The sequence below is a fragment of the Burkholderia lata genome (assembly GCF_902499335.1).
Classification (GTDB): Bacteria; Pseudomonadota; Gammaproteobacteria; order Burkholderiales; family Burkholderiaceae; genus Burkholderia; species Burkholderia lata_B.
Window position 1 is genome coordinate 89953 of record NZ_CABVQK010000021.1, and the last position, 16625, is coordinate 106577.

Consider the following 16625-nt stretch of genomic DNA (forward strand, 5'->3'; position numbering starts at 1 on the left):
CGGCAAGTTCAGTCGCCGATGCGCAGCACGATGCCGGAGCCGATCTGCACCAACAGGTGATCCCCGCCGACGCCGACCCATTGATAGCCGCGCGGCGGCGGGCTCAGGCGATAGCCGCGCCAGTCGTCGATCACGTACTGGCGATCGCGGAACTCGGGGGGAAGCCGGTCGCCTTTGTGCCACTCGCGGCGCGGCTGGTCGGCCCAGCGCGGCGGCACGTCGTCCTCATGACGCATCTGGCCGGGCGGCATGTGTTTCGGGCCATGGCCGCGCTGCATGCCGTGGCCGCCCTGGTCGTTGTGGTTGTCGTGGTCCTGCGCCATCGCGGCCGGCGCGGCGAAACCTGCCGCGATCAGCGCGGCCAGCATCATCCCGTGCATCTTCTTCATCGTGCCTTCCCTCCGTGTTGTCACGTCGAACGAAACCACTCGAACTACCCGATGAAGACTAGCACACGCTTTCGCGGGGCCACATGACCGCGAACATGACCGCGCGTTACGCCGCCTGCTGCTGGTACTGGATCCGGTGCAGGTGCGCGTAGAGGCCGCCGTGGCGCAGCAATTCGTCGTGGCTGCCCTCTTCGACGATCTTGCCGGCCTCGAGCACGAGGATGCGGTCCGCGCGCTCGATCGTCGACAGCCGGTGCGCGATCACGAGCGTCGTGCGGCCTTCCATCAGCCGTTCGAGCGCGGCCTGCACGTGGCGCTCCGACTCCGAATCGAGCGCCGACGTCGCTTCGTCGAGGATCAGGATCGGCGCGTCCTTGTAGATCGCGCGCGCGATCGCGAGCCGCTGGCGCTGGCCGCCGGACAGCCGCATCCCGTTGCCGCCGACGAGCGTGTCGAGCCCGTCGGGCATCGCAGCAACCGCATCGGCGAGGTTCGCGGCCTCGAGCGCGGCCTGCACGCGCACCCGGTCGGGCGTCTGCCCGTACGCGACGTTCGCGGCGATCGTGTCGTTGAACAGCACGACGTCCTGGCTCACCATCGCCATCTGGCTGCGCAGCGCGTGGAGGTCGTAGTCGGCAACCGGCACGCCGTCGACCAGGATCGCACCGCCGGTCGGGTCGAAGAAGCGCGGCAGCAGGTTCACGAGCGTCGTCTTCCCGCTGCCGGACGGGCCCGCGAGCGCGATCATTTCACCCGGCGCGACCTTGAACGAGATGCGGTCGAGCGTCGGCCGCTCGGCCGCGCCGTAGTCGAACGACACGTTGCGGAACTCGATGTCGCCGCGCGCATGTGCCAGCGGCCGGCCGCCGCCCTGCGGCTCGGCCGGTTCGTCGATCAGCCCGAAGATCAGCTCGGCGGCCGTCATCCCGCGCTGCAGCGGCTGGTTGACGTCGATCAGGTGCTTGAGCGGCGAGATCACCAGCAGCATCGACGTGACGAACGCGACGAAGCCGCCGACCGTCGTCTGGTCGTTCGACGACTGCACGACCGCGATCGTGATCACGACCGCGAGCGCGATCGACGCGAGGAACTGCGTGAGCGGCTGAGCGAGGCCGCCGGAGACCGTCATGCGCATCGCGTAGCCGCGCAGGCGCTTGCTCATCTGCGTGAAGCGGTCCATCTCGTACGCTTCGCCGTTGTGCACCTTGACGACCTTGTAGCCGCCGACCGTCTCCTCGACGATGTACGACAGCTCGTTGGTCAGCGTCTGGTGCTCACGGTTCAGGCGGCGCAGGCGGCGGTTGATCTTGCTGACGAGCCAGCCGATGCCGGGCAGGATCACCGCGACGATCAGCGTGAGCCGCCAGTTCAGGTAGAACAGGTAGCCGAGCAGGAAGATCACCGTCAGCGAATCGCGCACGAGCGTGACCATCACGCCCGTCAGCACCGACAGGATCTGGTTGACCTCGAACACGATCGCGTTGATCACCGTGCTCGCGGTCTCGCGCTGGAAGAACGACGCGCTCGTGTGGAGCATCCGCTGGAACATTTCGAGCCGCAACTGCAGCAGGATGCGGTTCGATACATAGTTGAGCAGGTAATTCGACGTGTACTGCGACACGCCGCGCACGAGCGCGAGGCCGATCACCGCGACCGGCACGTACCATTTCGCGCTGTCGCTTCCATGCGCGCCGAAGCCGTGGTCGAGGAGCGGCTTGAGCAGCGCCGGGATACCGGCCTCGGTGGCCGCGACGACGCCCATCGTCATCACGGCGAGCACCACGATGCCGATCAGCGGCCGGATGTACGGCCACAGGCGCTTGAGGACCGTCACGGGCGAGGTGCCCGTGCCGTCCATCGGTTTGCGAAGAGTGTTCTGGGTTTCCAAGGCAATCCTTCTTGAGCCGCGAAGCGGCGCCCGGACGTGGCCGCCCGGGATTTCGCCCTGTCGGGCGGGTGCCGAAAAGGGCTCAACATTATAGCCGCACCGCCCCGGCCGGCACGGTCATGGCCGACGCGGGCGGCGGCCGGGCCGCGGGTATACTGCCGCTCACCGTTTTCTCCGCCTTTTCCGACGATTTCATGGCTGAACCCTCCCTCGGCGTCGCCCTCATCGCCCTCAACGCGTCCGCGCGGCTCGCGCAGTGCCTGGCCGCGCTGTCGTTCGCCGACGACGTCGTCGTCATCGACGGCGGCAGCACCGACGATACCGTCGCGATCGCGCAGGCGCACGGCGCGCGTGTGATCGTCGAGCGCGACTGGCCGGGCTTCGGCCCGCAGAAGAACCGCGCACTCGACGCGCTCGACACCGACTGGATCCTGTCCCTCGATACCGACGAAGTCGTCACCCCGGAACTCGCGCAGTCGATCCGCGACACGATCCGCGCGCCGGCCGCGCAGGTCTTTGCGGTCGACCGGCTGTCGAGCTTCTGCGGCCAGTGGATCCATCACAGCGGCTGGTATCCGGACTGGATCCCGCGCCTGTTCCGGCGCGGCGCCGCGCGCTTCTCGGACGATCTCGTGCACGAGCGCCTCGTGTTCGACGGCGCCGCGCAGCGCCTGTCCGGCAAGCTGATGCACTACTCGTACGAGGATTTCGAAACCGTCGTGCGCAAGCTCGACGCATATTCGACGGCCGGCGCCCGCCAGCGCCGCACGGCCGGCCAGCGCGGCGGCTTCGGCAAGGCGCTCGCGCGCGGCGCCTGGGCGTTCGTGCGCACCTACGTGCTGCGACGCGGCTTCCTCGACGGCCGCGCAGGCTTCATGATCGCCGTGTTCAACGCGGAAACCGTGTACTACCGCTTCCTGAAGCTCGGCCACGAACGGGCGCGCTGAGCGCCCAACCGGCACGCAACCGGCCCGGCGTTACAATGCCGGGCTGCCCGCGCCGCGCGTGCCCGCCCGACCGGCGGTGCCGCGCGCCGCCCGCCACGACGACCACCGAATCCGACCGCCATGTTCTCCATCATCATTCCGACCTGGAACAACCTGCCGTACCTCAAGCTCGTCGTCGACAGCCTGCGCCGCCACTCCGCGTACGACCACCAGATCATCGTACACGTGAACGACGGCTCGGACGGCACGCTCGACTGGGTGCGCAGCGAAGGCATCGAACACACCGCGTCGCCGACCAACATCGGCATCTGCCACGCGGTGAACTGGGCCGCCGCGCGCGCCACGCGCGACTACGTCGTCTACATGAACGACGACATGTTCTGCTGCCCCGGCTGGGACACGGCGCTCGTGCGCCGCATCGAACAGATGCCGACCGACCTCTTCATGCTGTCGGGCACGATGGTCGAGCCGGTCGACACGCGCAACCCGTGCGTCGTGGTCAGCAATTTCGGCCGCGACGCCGAACATTTCGACGCGGCGGGCCTCGTCGCGGCGGCCCCGAAGCTCGCGCGCGCGGACTGGCTCGGCTCGACCTGGCCGCCGACGCTCGTGCACCGCGACTGGTGGAACCGGATCGGCGGCTACAGCAGCGAACTGTCGCCCGGCATGAGCAGCGACAACGACTTCTCGATGAAATTCTGGGATGCCGGCTGCCGGATCTTCGTCGGCGTCGGCGACAGCCTCGTTTACCACTTCCAGCAGAAGAGCACGGGCAAGATCGTCAAGAACGACGGCCGCCGCCAGTTCCTGAACAAATGGGGCATGACCCAGGCGACGTTCGACCGCTACTACCTGCATCGCGGCGAGCCGGCCGGCACGAACATCGTGCTCGACACGCCGGCTGTGGAAGGCCGCCTGAAGCGCGCGCTGCTGCGCTCGCGGATCAAGCGCGCCTTCAGCTGATCAGACCCCGAAAACAGCACGGAAACGCCCCCTGCTTCGCGTATACTCTGCGCCGTTCGCCCCGGATCTCCCGCCGGAGCGCGCGGCGCGCAGTACGAAGTCCGCAAGCCGCATTCGTCCATTCGACAGGTTCCGATGCTTTCGTTTTCCGCTCCCGCCTCGCGGCGCCTGACCGCCGCCCGTGCATTCGCCGTCGCCGCACTCTGCATGGTGCCCGTCTCGACCGCGCTGACCAACGTGTTCTGCGGGCTGTTCGCCGCCACGCTCGTGATTTCACCCGAATTCTGGCGTGACCTGCGCTCGTTCGTCACCGACCCGGCTTCACTCGCGGCGCTGCTGATCCTGGCCGCGCTGGCTGCCAGCGTCACCTATACGGTCGCGCCGCACAACAAGGCGTGGAACTGGGTCGCCAAATACGACAAGCTGCTGCTGCTGCCGTTCGCCGTGCTCGCGTTCCGCCATTCGAACTGGGCGCCGATCGTGCGGCGCTGCTGGTTCGGCACGCTGTGCGTGATCCTGCTGCTGTCGACCACCAACTATCTCGGCCTGACCGCGATCGGGCCCGCACATGCGACCGAGCTGCCGCTGTCGCGCGCCTGGGTGTTCAAGAACCACATCGCCGCCGGCATGTTCGGCGCGCTGCTGTTCTACCAGGCGGCCGATCTCGCGCTGGCGGCCCGCACGGCGCTGTCGCGCGCCGCGTATGCGGGCGTCGCCGCGTGGTCGCTCGTCAACGTGTTCGTGATGCTGCAGGGACGTACCGGGCAGGTCATCGCGCTGCTGCTGATCCTCGTCGTCGCCGTGCGTTTCGTGCTGTTGCTGCGCCGGCAATCGGCGCTGCGCGCGGGGCTCGCCGCCGGCGTGTTCGTACTGGCCGGCATCGCGCTCGTGGTCGCCGCGTGCACGGTTCACAACGGCCGGCTCACGAAGGTCGTGACGGAAGTGCAGCAGTACCGGCAGAGCGATGCGGCCACGTCCACCGGGCTTCGCCTCGAGTGGTACAAGAAGGGGCTCGAGCTGTATCGCCAGCGCCCCGTGATCGGCTATGGCGCGGGCGGCCTGGAGTCGGAGTTCGAGCGGCTGACGGCCGGCAAGACGGCAGCCGAAGGCCAGCTCACGTCGAACCCGCACAACGAATACCTGCTGATGGCCGTGCAGCTCGGCACGCTCGGCTTGCTGCTGTTCATCAACCTGATCGTGCAGATCGCACGCGGCAGCCGCACGCTCGATCCGCGCTCGCGGCATCTGCTGCTCGCCTGGCTCGCGATTTTCGCGATCGGCAGTCTCGCGAATTCGCTGCTGCTCGATTTCGCCGAAGGGCACCTGATCGTGCTGCTGGCCGGCATCCTGCTCGGCTGCGGCGAGCGCGGTGAGGCGCTGCCGCGCGAGACGTCGGCGATCCGGCGCAGCGCGTAACGCGCAACGGCCCATGCTCCGCTGGCGGCCGGCTTAGGCCGCAGCGGAGTTCACGACCTTCGAAGGAAAACGGGCTGCGCGGCGCGTCGCGACACAAGCCGCCTGCGTCCAGCAAGAAACGCGCGTCGCCCGCGCGTCAGTCGGACCCGGTGCGATGCAGTCGCGACGTATCGACGACGGATTCGGCCGGGCCCGGCGGATTCAGCCCGAGCATCTCGGCCGCCGCGGCTTTCACGCGCTGCGCACCAAGATTGACGAGGCAGTCGCTGCGGCTGTCGACCTTGCGCTCGCAGCCCTCATGCCGGCACGGCACGCAATCGCCCTCCCCCTGCAGCAGCCACACGTTCCCGTGCCGCCCCGAGCCGCGCAGCGGCCACGGATTCTCGGTCGCGGGCCAGTGCTGCGGCCACGGCCCCCAGCGCACGGGGTCGGACGGGCCGAACAGCGCGATCGTGTCGGTGCCCGTCGCGGCCGCGACGTGCGTCGCGCCGGTGTCGGGCCCGATGAAGAGCCGTGCTCGCCGCACGAGTTCGGCGCTTTCGCCGAACGTCAGGCGTCCGACCAGGTTCAGCACGTCGCCGCCCGCTTCGGCCGCGACCTGTTCCGCATACTCGCGCTCGCTGTCGGCCGGGCCGCCCGACAGCGCGACCGCGAAACCGTGCTCGCGCAGCCAGCCGATCATCTCGACCCAGCCGTCGAGCCGCCATTGCTTGTAACGAAACATCGGATACGGATGCAGGACGACCAACGGCTTGCCGTCGCGGATCGCCGGCGACTCGGCGAGCCACGCGTCGAAGCGCGCGCGCCGTGCGGGATCGTCGCCGATGCCGGGCGCAACGACCTCGGACACCGGCTCGATGCCGATCACCGGCGCGAGTGCGAGCGTGCTGACGACCGTGTGCGCGGATTCGTGATGATTGATCGCGATCCCGTTCAGCATCATCCGCGTGAGCCACGTCACGCGGTTCGGATCGACGAGGCCTACCCGCTTGCGGCCCGCGAACCAGCTGTAGAAGCGCGGCCGATCGGAGCTCAGCGCCGCGCACGCAAGATCGTAGCGGCGCCACATCGACAGCGCGTCGCGCAGCCGCTCGCCGAATCCCGCGCGCTGCGCGACGACGATTACGCGCCGCACGTCCGGATTGTGCTCGAGCACGCCTTCGGTGCCGCGAAACACCAGCATGTCGATCTGCGCTTCCGGCCAGCGGGCCTTCAACGAACGGACGAGCGGCGTGGTCAGCAGCACGTCGCCGATACGGCGCGGCGCGGCAACGAGGATGGTTCTGGGCGGGCGGGCAGAAGAAAACAGGGCCACGGCGATGGGTGTGTCTGGCTGGCTGAACAAGGCTGGCAATGTACAGGATTTTGCAGCAGCCGGCGCGACATGGCGAATCGGCCGTGCGGCTGCCCCGATACGGCCCCGCGCGTGAAGTGCCGCGCGGCAGGCGCACCGCGCGCCGGCGTCGGTGCCGTACGCGGTGCTTGCGATGCCCGCAGTGCTACGAAGCGATCGTCATGATCCCTGGTGTCGCAGCAGCAACTGGCCGCGCGTGTGCTGCGTCGACCGGCGGTTCGTCGCGATGGGTGCCCTGCGGCAGCAGGTGAAGCACCGCGCGTTCGACCGCGTCGACGTCGATCGCGTCGACGGTCGCGCCGGCACGCAGGATCACGTGCGGCACACCGAGCGGATGCCAGCGCAGGTATTTCTCGGGACGATCCTCGAACAGCGCGGCGACGGGCACGCCGAGCGCCGATGCGAGATGCACGGGGGCGCTGTCGGCCGAAACGATCGCGTCGAGCAGGCTCGCGGCAGCCACCAGCTCGGCAACCGACGACGGCGCGACATGGCGCGCGCACACGTCGCGCCACGAGTCGTCCTCGGGGGCATGGCCGACGGCCGGGTCGCGGAACACGATCAAGTCGGCGCACGGTGCAAGCCGCTCGGCGAGGTCGCGCCAGCGGTCCGCGGGCCAGCGGCGCTCGGCCGCCTTGTTCGTCACGAACAGCCCGACGCGCGGCTTCGTGCGCGCGCCAAGCAGCCGATACCACGCGTCCTGCAGCGCGCGATCGGGATGAACCGACAACTCGAGGCGGTCGAGATCGGCGCGGCCGAGTTCAGGCACGAGCCGGAAACCCGACAGCGCCTCGTGGCACATCGGCCGCTGCGCGACATGCTCGGGCTTGCGATCGTCGAATTCGGTCTCGGCATCGTGCCAGCGGCAATCCTTCGCACCGATCTGACGCGCGAACTGCATGCTGCTGCGATGCATGCCGCCGTTCGGCACGACCACGAGGTCGAACCGCAAGCGACGCAGACGGCGCACGAGCCGCAGCCGGTCGAAGAACGCGCGCATCCGCCCGGGACGGTCGTTGCGTTCGCATTGGCGGCTATAGACGTAGGTGTGGATCGTGTCCACGTCCGGGTTTCCGGCCAGCGCGGCCGCGTTGTAGCGGTTCGCGACCACATGTAGCTCCGCGCCGGGCCAGCGCTCTTTCAGCGCGCCGAGAAACGCCGTCGTGCACAGCATGTCGCCCAGAAAATCAATCCGGATCACGAGGATCCGCTGCGTCGGGTTCCCATTGGCCATGGTCATGTGGTGACTGTCAGTTTTTTGTCGACGCGATGGGCATTCCACGGCATCCGGTTCCGGGACGGCCTTGTCGCATGTCGCCGTTCGCCGCACGGATCCAACCCCGTTTATGTGCGCGATACCGGCGCCCCCCGCAGGACGAGCGGCGGTCGGCGCCGCGTTCGTGCGGCTAGCGCCGGATTGTATAGCGTCCGGATGGCCAGCCCAAGACCTGCTTGCCCGAACATGCAAAAACGGCCCGCCGCACCGCACAAGGGCGATGCGACGGGCCGCATGGTGCGACAACCGCCTGGCTGACGCGGGGTCAGTACGTGATTTCTACGACGCTGCCGTCGAACGTCGCACGCAGCTCCGCGAGCAGCACGTCGCTCGGCTTCACGCGCCACGCATCGCCGAGACGCATTTCGCCTTGTGCCCGCGCGTTGCTGTAGTGGACCTGGACCGCGAGCCCGTTCGGCAGCGGCGCCTGTGGGCGACGACCGCCATCACGACCGCCGCCGCGCGGCGCAGGCGCTTCGACCACGTTCGCCGCTGCCGGATCGTCCTTCGACACGTGCGGCTCGAGCACGCGGCGCAGCGCGGCCGCGTCGGCGTTACCGTTCATCGTCAGCCGCACGGCCTGCGCATAGCGGCTGCGCGCGCGTTCGAGATCCATCACGGTATCGGCCGTGAAGCGGATACCGCCCGTGAACGCATCGTTGCGCGCCTGCCCCTGCACGATCAGCAGCTCGTCTTCCTTGAACAGCGCCTTGTTCGCCTCGAACTGCTCGTTGAAGATCGTGATCTCGCACTGGCCCGAGCCATCGTCGAGCAGCGCGATCAGCATCTTGCCGCGCTGGGTCATCTGCGTGCGCAGCGACGCGATGATGCCGGCCATGAGCTTGTCGCGCCCTTCTTTCAGGTCGCCGACCTTCTGCCGCACGAAGCGGCGGACCTCGTCGCGATACGCGTCGAACAGGTGGCCGGACAGGTAGAAGCCGAGCGCGCCCTTCTCTTCCTGCAGGCGACGCTTGTCATCCCACGCGGGCTCGTCGACGAGCGCATGCGCGTGCGGCGACTCGGCGCCCATGTCGAACAGGCCGGCCTGCATCGCGTTCGCCTCGGCCTGGTCGGCCGCTTCCATCGCCAGCGGCACCGACGCGATCAGCTGCGCACGGTTCGCATTCAGCGAATCGAACGCGCCGGCGCGGATCAGCGCCTCGACCGTGCGGCGGTTGACGACACGCCGGTCGATCCGCTCGCAGAAGTCGAACAGGTCGGTGAACGCCTTTTCCTCCCGGGCGCGCAGGATTTCCTCGATCGCGTTCTGGCCGCTGCCCTTCACCGCGCCGAGGCCGTAGCGGATCGTGCGCGAGCGCTTGCCGTCGGCTTCGGCGACCGGCTCGAAGCGGTAATGCGACTGGTTGATGTCCGGCGGCAGCACGGCGAGGTTGTTCACGACGCAATCGTCGAACAGGATCTTCACCTTGTCGGTGTCGTCCATCGCGAGCGTCATGTTGGCCGCCATGAATTCGGCCGGATGGTGCGCCTTCAACCACGCGGTGTAGTACGCGAGCAGCGCATAGGCGGCCGCGTGCGACTTGTTGAAGCCGTAGCCCGCGAACTTCTCCATCAAGTCGAAGATTTCGTCGGACTTCTCGCGCGTGAGGCCGTTCGTTGCCGCGCCCTCGGCGAAGATCTCGCGGTGCTTGGCCATCTCCTCGGGCTTCTTCTTGCCCATCGCGCGACGCAGCAAGTCTGCGCCGCCGAGCGAGTAGCCGCCGATGATCTGCGCCATCTGCATCACCTGCTCCTGATAGACCATGATGCCGTAGGTCTCTTTCAGGACGGGTTCGACGCGCGGATCCGGATAGTCGACCTTCTCGCGGCCGTGCTTCCGTGCGCAGAAGCTCGGGATCAGGTCCATCGGGCCCGGACGGTACAACGACACGAGCGCGATGATGTCCTCGAAGCGGTCGGGCTGCGCATCCTTCAGCATGCCCTGCATCCCGCGGCTTTCCAGCTGGAACACAGCGACCGTGTTGGCCTTCTTCAGGATCTGGAACGACGCGGGATCGTCGAGCGGCACCTGCGCGAGCGACCAGTCGGCCTTCGACGGATCGAGGCGGCGGATGTAGCGCTCGGCCCAGTCGAGGATCGTCAGCGTGGTGAGACCCAGAAAGTCGAACTTCACGAGGCCGACGGCTTCGACGTCGTCCTTGTCGTACTGGCTGACCACGCCGCCGTCGTCGCCCTGCGTGTACAACGGGCAGAAATCGGTCAGCTTGCCGGGCGCGATCAGCACGCCGCCCGCGTGCATCCCGACGTTACGCGTGAGGCCTTCGACGCGCTGCGCGAGATCGAGCAGCTGGTGCACCTCGTCCTCGTGGTCGTAGCGCTCCTGCAGCTGCGGCTCTTCCTTCATCGCGTCGGCGATCGTCACGTGCTTGCCCGGCTTGAACGGGATCAGCTTCGCGATGCCGTCGGTGAACATGTAGCCGAGGTCGAGCACACGGCCGATGTCGCGCACGGCCGCCTTCGCGGCCATCGTGCCGAAGGTGGCGATCTGCGACACGGCGTCCGCACCGTACTTCTCCTTCACGTACTGGATTACGCGGTCGCGGCCGTGCTGGCAGAAGTCGATGTCGAAGTCGGGCATCGACACGCGTTCCGGGTTCAGGAAGCGCTCGAACAGCAGGTTGTAGCGCAGCGGGTCGAGGTCGGTAATGCCGAGCGCGTATGCGACCAGCGAACCGGCGCCCGAGCCGCGGCCCGGGCCGACCGGCACGCCGTTGTTCTTTGCCCAGTTGATGAAGTCTGCGACGATCAGGAAGTAGCCCGGGAAGCCCATCTTCGTGATGGTCCCGCACTCGAATTCGAGGCGCTTGTAGTACGTGTCGCGCTGCGCGTCGCGTTCGGCTTCGGCCGGATAGAGCTGCGCGAGACGGGTCTCGAGCCCTTCCTTCGACAGCTGGACCAGGTAGTCGTCGAGCGACATGCCGTCCGGCGTCGGGAACAGCGGCAGCTTCGGCTTGCCGAGCTCGAGCTTCAGGTTGCAGCGCTTCGCGACCTCGACCGTGTTCGCGATCGCCGACGGCAGGTCGGCGAACAGCGCGGCCATGTCGTCCTGCGTGCGGAAATACTGGTCGGTCGTGAAGCGCTTCTGGCGCCGCGGGTTCGCGAGGATGTCCCCTTCCGAAATACACACGCGCGCCTCGTGCGCGGTGAAATCGTCGTCGGTCATGAACTGCGTCGGGTGCGTCGCGACCACCGGCAGCTTCAGCGCCGCGGCGAGCGTCGCTGCCTGCTGGATGTACGCCTCGGCGCCCGGCTGGCCGTAACGCTGCAGCTCGATGTAGAAGCCGCCCGGGAACACCTTCGCCCAGCGCTCGGCGTGACGGCGCGCGGCTTCTTCGTTGCCCGCGGCAAGCGCGAGCCCGATGTCGCCCTGTTGTGCGCCCGACAGTGCGAGCAGCCCCTGCGCGAGCTCGCCGTCGAGCCAGCTCGCGTCGAGTTCCGCACGGCCGCGGTACTGGTTCGTGAGCCACGCCTTCGACAGCAGCTCGCAGAGATTCAGGTAGCCGACCTTGTCCTTGACGAGCAGCAGCAGCCGCGACGGCTTGTCGCGGTCGTCCGGATTGGCGATCCAGACGTCGCAACCGGCGATCGGCTTGATGCCCTTGCCGCGGGCTTCCTGGTAGAAACGGACGAGGCCGAATGCGTTGCCGAGATCGGTGAGCGCGAGCGCGCCCTGACCGTCTGCGGCCGCCGCCTTGACGATGTCGTCAATGCGCACGATGCCGTCGGCAATCGAGAATTCGGAGTGGACGCGAAGATGGACGAAGCGGGGATCTGACATGGGCGCTATTGTAGCCGCCCCGCCGCGCAGGCTGCCCAAAAAATCCCCGCTCTGGCCGTTCGGCCGATGCGCGCGACCACACGCCGCGCGGCTGGCCAAACGGCAGGATGCCGGCCTGAGCGCGGTTTGCGGGATAATACGGTTTTTCGAATCAGCGCCCCGGCTTCGCACCCTTTTTTGCGGGCCGCCGTGCGGCCGTTTTCCCGTCGGACCATCATGACCATCGTCAACCTCGCCGCCTACCACTTCGTGTCGCTCGACGCGAACGAGCAATGGCGCCCGCTCGTCACCGCCCGCTGCAACGAACTCGGCCTGCGCGGCACGATCCTGCTCGCGCCGGAAGGCATCAACCTGTTCATCGCCGGCACGCGCGAAGCCGCCGACGCGTTCATCGCGTACATCCGCCACGATCCGCTGTTCGAAGGCAAGTTCGCGACGCTGCAGTTCAAGGAAAGCCTGTCCGACTCGCAGCCGTTCCGCCGCATGCTCGTGCGCCTGAAGCGCGAGATCATTACGATGAAGAAACCGGCGATCAAGCCGGAACTCGGCCGCGCACCGTTCGTCGACGCGCGCACGCTGAAGACGTGGCTCGACCGCGGCCACGACGACACGGGCCGCCCGGTCGTGATGCTCGACACGCGCAACGCATTCGAAATCGACGTCGGCACGTTCGACGACGCGCTCGACTACCGGATCGACAAGTTCAGCGAATTCCCGGAAGTGATCGACGCGAACCGCGCCGACCTCGAAGGCAAGACGGTCGTGTCGTTCTGCACGGGCGGCATCCGGTGCGAGAAAGCCGCGATCCACATGAAGGAAATCGGCATCGAGAACGTGTACCAGCTCGAAGGCGGGATCCTGAAGTACTTCGAGGAAGTCGGCGGCGCGCACTATCACGGCGACTGCTTCGTGTTCGACTATCGCACCGCGCTGAACCCGCAACTCCAGCCCACCGAGAACGTCACGTGCTTCGCGTGCCGTGCGGTCGTCACGCCGGAAGCGCAACAGTCGCCGAGCTACGTGCCCGGCCAGTCGTGCCCGGCCTGCGCACCGGCAGCCAGCGCCGCGTAACCGCGCGCTGCCCCGCGCCCCGATGACTGCCTATCGCGGCCGCTTCGCGCCGTCGCCCACCGGCCCGCTGCACTTCGGCTCGCTGGTCGGCGCGCTCGCGAGCTGGCTCGACGCGCGCGCGCACGGCGGCGCATGGCTCGTGCGCATCGAGGATCTCGACGGCCCGCGCACGGTGCCCGGCGCGGCCGACGACATCCTCGCGACGCTCGCACATTTCGGCATGACGCCCGACGAGCCGCCCGTCTGGCAAAGCACACGCGATGCCGCCTATACGGCCGCACTCGAACGGCTCGTCGCGGCCGGGCTCGTCTATCCGTGCGGCTGCACGCGCAAGGAAATCGCCGATTCGCTGCGCGCCGCGCACGAGCGCCACACGACGCTCGCCTATCCGGGCACCTGCCGCACCGGCCTGCACGGCAAGCCCGCGCGCGCGTGGCGGCTGCGCGTGCCGGATGGCGGCGACGCGATCGTCACGTTCGACGATCGCTGGCAGCACATGCAATCGCAGAACCTCGCGACCGAAGTCGGCGATTTCGTGCTGAAGCGCGCGGACGGCCAATGGGCCTACCAGCTCGCGGTCGTCGTCGACGATGCCGATGCGCACATCACGCACGTCGTGCGCGGCGCCGACCTGCTCGACTCGACCGCGCGCCAGATCCACCTGCAGCACTGCCTCGGCGTGCCGACCCCGCAATACCTTCATGTGCCCGTCGTCGTCGATGCGAACGGCGAAAAGCTCAGCAAGCAGACGGGCGCGATCGCGCTCGAACGCGACGATCCGCTGCCGGCACTGCAGGCCGCGGCCGCGCACCTGGGCCTCGCGCCCGACGGCGCGATCGCGGGCACGACGCTCGATGCGTTCTACGCAGCCGCAACGGCCGCGTGGGCGACGCGCTTCGGGCCGCAGGCCGGCTAACGCACGGCAGCGCGCCGGTTTCGCGGCGATCGGGTGCCCGCCGGGTGCCGACTGCATCGCTCGCCACCGGTACCCCACGCCCTCTTCCGCTTCCCCATCGAACCACGGCCCCAATGAAAAACGGGCACATGCTCATCGCATGCACCCGCTTCTCCCGCAGCGCTCTCGCGCCGCTCCGTCACATCCGCCGGACTTACGCCGACGGCTTGCGCGGCATCCCGAACCCGCCGAGCAGCGCGGCGACCTGACGCTTCGGCCCCTTCTTCTCGGGCTGCTGCGCAGGCTGCGCATCGTCGTGCTGCTTCGCCGGCGCCGACGGCTCGTACGGCTTCAGGAAGAAATCGTCGACCGGCGCTTCGTGGCGACGGTGATGACCGCGCTCGGAGCTGCCCGGCCGGCGCCCCGAAGCGCCACGATGTTCGTCGCGATCGCGACGGCCGCCTCGTTCGCCACCCCGTTCACCGCCCCGTTCGCCACCGCGCTCGCTGTTGCGGTCGCCGCCGCGGTCGTTACCGCGTTCGTCGTGACGATGGCGCGCCGGCTTGTCGAGCGTGAGCGTCTGCATTTCGAGCGGACGCTTGATCAGCTTCTCGATATCGGCAAGCTGCTTGCGCTCGTTCGGGCTGCACAGCGACAGCGCGTCGCCCGTCGCACCCGCGCGGCCGGTACGGCCGATCCGGTGCACGTAGTCTTCCGCGCTGAACGGCAGGTCGAAGTTGATCACGGCCGGCAGTTCGGCGATGTCGAGGCCGCGCGCGGCCACGTCGGTCGCGACCAGTGCCTCGATCTCGCCGCGCTTGAACGCGTCGAGCGCCTGCATCCGCTCGAGCTGCGTCTTGTCGCCGTGAATCGCCGACGCAACCACGCCGTCGCGCTCGAGGTTGCGTGCGAGCCGGCTCGCGCCGATCTTGCTGTTGCAGAACACGATCACCTGCTTGAGCGCGCGATCGCGCAGCAGCTGCACGACGGCCGCCTGCTTGTCGCCTTCGGCGACGTCGTAGACGATCTGCGTGACGTTCGCGTTCGTCGAGTTGCTGCGCGCGACCTCGATCGTCTGCGGATTGCGCAGGTAGGTCGACGCGAGCTTCTTGATTTCCCCCGAGAAGGTGGCCGAGAACAGCAGCGTCTGGCGCTCCTTCGGCAGCAGGTTCAGGATGCGCTGCAGATCGGGCAGGAAGCCCATGTCGAGCATCCGGTCGGCTTCGTCGAGCACCAGGATCTGCACCTGGCCGAGGTTGGCCGTCTTCTGCTGCACGTGGTCGAGCAGGCGGCCCGGCGTCGCGATCAGGATCTCGACGCCGCGGCGCAGTTCGGCCATCTGCGGGTTCATGTCGACGCCGCCGAACACGACCGCGCTGCGCAGCGGCGTGTGCTTCGCATACGCGTGCACGTTCGCGGCGACCTGGTCGGCGAGTTCGCGGGTCGGTGTGAGGATCAGCGCACGCACCGGGTGGCGCGCCGGTGACGCGCTCGTGTTGGCCTGCGGCAGCAGGCGCTGGATGATCGGCAGCGAGAAGCTCGCGGTCTTGCCGGTACCCGTTTGCGCGGCGCCCATGACGTCGCGGCCGGCGAGCACGACCGGAATGGCCTGCGCCTGGATCGGCGTCGGCGTCGTATAGCCCTGCTCCGCAATGGCTTTCAGGATATCGGCGGCAAGGCCGAATTGATCGAAGGTTGCGTCGACGGGCTTGGCGACAGAATCGGACATGGTGGCGTTTCGCTCAAAAGGCGCGGCGGGGACATCGTGCGTCAGGCCAGCCGGGCCTGCGCTCATCACAATTCGGAAATAGACGGAGCCGCGGCGCGCCGCGCGGCGCCGCTCTGGCGCTTGGGACCGGTTCAATGTGAACGCTGGACGCCAGGCCGTGCGGACTCCGTTCGGCGCGAATGCCGGCGGAAAGGGCCGTATTGTAGCACTGCGCGGCCATCTGTCCGTGACAACGCCGCGAACACCCGCAACGGCGGTTCGCGCGGCGGGCCCGGGCAGGCCCGCGCGGTCGGTGAATGGCCCGGTCGGGCGATACCGATCGGCCAATGGGCGACTTTAGGGGCCTGATCATGGCTCGTCTTGCCCGGTCACCCACGGCTGGCCTGCCACCTCAGCACGCATGCCGGGCCATCAGGCCCGGGAGCCGGTCGCCGGCAGGCACCGACAGGCGCGCCCCGCGATCGCGCCAGACGCTCAGCCCTTCTTCTTTTTCTTCTCGACCTGCACGCAGTCGCCCAGCAGCGGCGGCGAGTTCTGGTCGGCAATCTCGTCGCGCAGCGTCGCTTCCTTGCCCTTCGTCCACCACGTATAGCGGCCGGCCTGGTAGCGCGCACCCGACGCCGACACGGTGTCGACGAACAGCATCTGCTTCCCGTTGACCGGCACGAGCGCGAAGCTCTGGCCGTTACCTGCGAGCCAGTACGACACGCGCACCGGCTGTTTCTGGTTCGCGCACTGGTAGACGGCGAACTGGCGCGCATCGGCATCGATCTCTTCGACGGTCAGTTGCGCGGCATGCGCGACGGAAACGGCCGTGCCGGCGAGCGCGAGCGCGGCGAGGGTTTGGCGAATCATGCAGGTCCTCTCACGAGACGGGTGGAAACGCGCCCTCGCGGGG

General features: G+C 68.2%; 12 protein-coding genes. 5 read left to right on the forward strand and 7 right to left on the reverse strand.

Annotated elements, in window-relative coordinates:
• Window positions 1-8 precede the first annotated feature (8 nt).
• Window positions 9-389, reverse strand: coding sequence for an RcnB family protein (locus BCO18175_RS37335; RefSeq protein WP_174971725.1), 381 nt, complete (start codon window positions 387-389; stop codon window positions 9-11).
• Window positions 390-495: 106 nt separating this feature from the next.
• Complete coding sequence (gene msbA, locus BCO18175_RS37340; RefSeq protein ID WP_254608232.1) at window positions 496-2247, reverse strand: lipid A export permease/ATP-binding protein MsbA; 1752 nt, start codon at window positions 2245-2247, stop codon at window positions 496-498.
• A gap of 224 nt (window positions 2248-2471) precedes the next feature.
• Here msbA and BCO18175_RS37345 point away from each other — a divergent pair, with 224 nt between their 5' ends.
• The 3 genes from BCO18175_RS37345 (at window position 2472) to BCO18175_RS37355 (ending at window position 5603) form a co-directional block, all read left to right on the forward strand.
• Window positions 2472-3224, forward strand: a complete 753-nt coding sequence (locus BCO18175_RS37345; RefSeq protein ID WP_174988582.1) for a glycosyltransferase family 2 protein — start codon at window positions 2472-2474, stop codon at window positions 3222-3224.
• 120 nt (window positions 3225-3344) lie between these two features.
• A complete protein-coding gene (locus BCO18175_RS37350; RefSeq protein ID WP_174988584.1) occupies window positions 3345-4187 on the forward strand; it encodes a glycosyltransferase family 2 protein in 843 nt (280 codons plus the stop codon).
• Between the two features lie 135 nt (window positions 4188-4322).
• On the forward strand, window positions 4323-5603 hold the full coding sequence (locus tag BCO18175_RS37355; protein ID WP_174988586.1) for an O-antigen ligase family protein: 1281 nt from the start codon (window positions 4323-4325) through the stop codon (window positions 5601-5603).
• Window positions 5604-5739: 136 nt separating this feature from the next.
• Here the strand turns inward: BCO18175_RS37355 and BCO18175_RS37360 are convergent, their stop codons facing one another.
• The 3 genes from BCO18175_RS37360 to dnaE form a co-directional block, all read right to left on the reverse strand.
• Window positions 5740-6918 (reverse strand): glycosyltransferase family 9 protein, encoded by a 1179-nt coding sequence (locus BCO18175_RS37360; RefSeq protein ID WP_174971733.1) that lies wholly within the window; start codon window positions 6916-6918, stop codon window positions 5740-5742.
• A gap of 184 nt (window positions 6919-7102) precedes the next feature.
• The gene (locus tag BCO18175_RS37365; protein WP_174988649.1) at window positions 7103-8191 is read right to left on the reverse strand and encodes a glycosyltransferase family 9 protein; all 1089 of its coding nucleotides are present in this window, start codon (window positions 8189-8191) and stop codon (window positions 7103-7105) included.
• A gap of 307 nt (window positions 8192-8498) precedes the next feature.
• Window positions 8499-12032 carry a DNA polymerase III subunit alpha gene (gene dnaE / locus BCO18175_RS37370; protein ID WP_174988588.1) on the reverse strand — a complete coding sequence of 1178 codons (3534 nt, stop codon included), beginning with the start codon at window positions 12030-12032 and terminating at the stop codon, window positions 8499-8501.
• Window positions 12033-12248: 216 nt separating this feature from the next.
• Here dnaE and BCO18175_RS37375 point away from each other — a divergent pair, with 216 nt between their 5' ends.
• The gene (locus tag BCO18175_RS37375) at window positions 12249-13103 is read left to right on the forward strand and encodes a sulfurtransferase (RefSeq protein ID WP_174915831.1); all 855 of its coding nucleotides are present in this window, start codon (window positions 12249-12251) and stop codon (window positions 13101-13103) included.
• A 22-nt stretch (window positions 13104-13125) separates the two neighbouring features.
• Window positions 13126-14019 carry a tRNA glutamyl-Q(34) synthetase GluQRS gene (gene gluQRS / locus BCO18175_RS37380; protein WP_174988590.1) on the forward strand — a complete coding sequence of 298 codons (894 nt, stop codon included), beginning with the start codon at window positions 13126-13128 and terminating at the stop codon, window positions 14017-14019.
• Between the two features lie 193 nt (window positions 14020-14212).
• Here gluQRS and BCO18175_RS37385 read toward each other — a convergent pair whose 3' ends face one another.
• Together BCO18175_RS37385 and BCO18175_RS37390 are read right to left on the reverse strand one after the other, a co-directional pair.
• Window positions 14213-15793: a DEAD/DEAH box helicase gene (locus BCO18175_RS37385; RefSeq protein ID WP_174988592.1), complete on the reverse strand. Its 1581-nt coding sequence runs from the start codon at window positions 15791-15793 to the stop codon at window positions 14213-14215.
• 408 nt (window positions 15794-16201) lie between these two features.
• Window positions 16202-16582, reverse strand: a complete 381-nt coding sequence (locus BCO18175_RS37390; protein WP_174971745.1) for an MliC family protein — start codon at window positions 16580-16582, stop codon at window positions 16202-16204.
• Window positions 16583-16625 lie beyond the last annotated feature (43 nt).

Bases quoted from the DNA above. Each gene is read 5' to 3' on its own strand.
- BCO18175_RS37390 (WP_174971745.1), bottom strand. From the start codon at position 16,582: ATGATTCGCCAAACCCTCGCCGCGCTCGCGCTCGCCGGCACGGCCGTT.
- BCO18175_RS37345 (WP_174988582.1), top strand. From the start codon at position 2,472: ATGGCTGAACCCTCCCTCGGCGTCGCCCTCATCGCCCTCAACGCGTCC.
- BCO18175_RS37365 (WP_174988649.1), bottom strand. From the start codon at position 8,191: ATGGCCAATGGGAACCCGACGCAGCGGATCCTCGTGATCCGGATTGAT.
- gluQRS (WP_174988590.1), top strand. From the start codon at position 13,126: ATGACTGCCTATCGCGGCCGCTTCGCGCCGTCGCCCACCGGCCCGCTG.
- msbA (WP_254608232.1), bottom strand. From the start codon at position 2,247: ATGGACGGCACGGGCACCTCGCCCGTGACGGTCCTCAAGCGCCTGTGG.
- BCO18175_RS37375 (WP_174915831.1), top strand. From the start codon at position 12,249: ATGACCATCGTCAACCTCGCCGCCTACCACTTCGTGTCGCTCGACGCG.
- dnaE (WP_174988588.1), bottom strand. From the start codon at position 12,032: ATGTCAGATCCCCGCTTCGTCCATCTTCGCGTCCACTCCGAATTCTCG.
- BCO18175_RS37355 (WP_174988586.1), top strand. From the start codon at position 4,323: ATGCTTTCGTTTTCCGCTCCCGCCTCGCGGCGCCTGACCGCCGCCCGT.
- BCO18175_RS37350 (WP_174988584.1), top strand. From the start codon at position 3,345: ATGTTCTCCATCATCATTCCGACCTGGAACAACCTGCCGTACCTCAAG.
- BCO18175_RS37385 (WP_174988592.1), bottom strand. From the start codon at position 15,793: ATGAGCGCAGGCCCGGCTGGCCTGACGCACGATGTCCCCGCCGCGCCT.
- BCO18175_RS37335 (WP_174971725.1), bottom strand. From the start codon at position 389: ATGAAGAAGATGCACGGGATGATGCTGGCCGCGCTGATCGCGGCAGGT.